The sequence below is a fragment of the Oleiphilus sp. HI0067 genome, from assembly GCF_001635735.1.
On the sequence record NZ_LWFI01000102.1, the window covers coordinates 1 to 1,092 of the forward strand.

The window sequence follows — 1,092 nt, forward strand, 5'->3', positions numbered from 1 at the left end:
GCCGTCGATGCTGTAGAAGCCATCGTGGCGGGCTATCAACGTATTTATCAAGACGAAACCTATACGCGATTCAGAATCAAACAGTTGTTTCTCGAATCATATGATAAGGCAATTGCTTATTGTGCAAGCTAATAGCTATAGAGCATAGACCTTCTATTTCTAATACTATTTGGTGGTAAAACTGCCAGATTTATTAGCGCTTTAGCGAACTCTGACTATACTCCGGCGTAGTTTGTCTGCGGAGCAAGTAATGTCTGATCAGCAAGAAACTCAAGTTGTTGTTATACCCTCTAATCTCGAACACATCTCTACCACTGGGCGCGTTCAGGAGGATGGAAGTGTTGTCTTGTCCCCAGGCGATTTCATACATGCACGACAAGCAGTTCTTATTACTCATTCAGATGGTCAGCAAGCAAAGCTAGATCAAGCAGAGAAGATATCGCTGACAGACAGTCTCGTATTTAATAGTGAGATTGATGAATCAATTCTTGATCTGGTTGAAACAGAGCTTGAAGTGGAAAAGCCTTCAGAAGATGTCACGCTGAGCGATGGTGGTTCTCAGGTCGCAATTCATGACTATCAAGCGGATCTAACCGACACTGAGGCGGGATACGTCACATCTGCGAGAGGCTTGGGTAATTCTGAGCAACAAAATGAAATTGAAAAGCCTGGGTTGATTCAGTCGGCAACCAACACGTCCAATACAGTGATTGAAGATCAGTTGCTATCGGTGACTGGACAATTCCAGAATTCAGCCAGCTTCGTTAGTTTTCAAATCGTTGGACAGGCCAAGGATCAATACGGTGAGCTAGTGCTCGATGGCAAAGGAGGGTGGACTTACCAACTCGCTAATAACTCTATGAGTGTGCAGTCACTCGCGCAAGGCGAGAGTTTAACGAAGACTTTTCAAGTTGAGCTCGTTGATGCATACGGGCGTACACAATTTGTTCCGATCAACATACAAGTCCAAGGCACGAATGATTTACCTCAAATCAGTGGAGCTTCAACAGGATCCGTTGTTGAAGATGTGCTGAAGAACGTATCGGGGCAGTTAAACGTTTCGGACGTGGATACACTGGATTCACACACCTG

Annotated in this window: 1 protein-coding gene; it reads left to right on the forward strand. The window is 44.8% G+C overall.

Annotated features, from left to right (window positions below; genetic code table 11):
* Positions 1-250 precede the first annotated feature (250 nt).
* Positions 251-1,092, forward strand: an 842-nt coding sequence (locus tag A3739_RS01430; RefSeq protein ID WP_197471944.1) for a VCBS domain-containing protein, incomplete at its 3' end; no start/stop codon positions are given.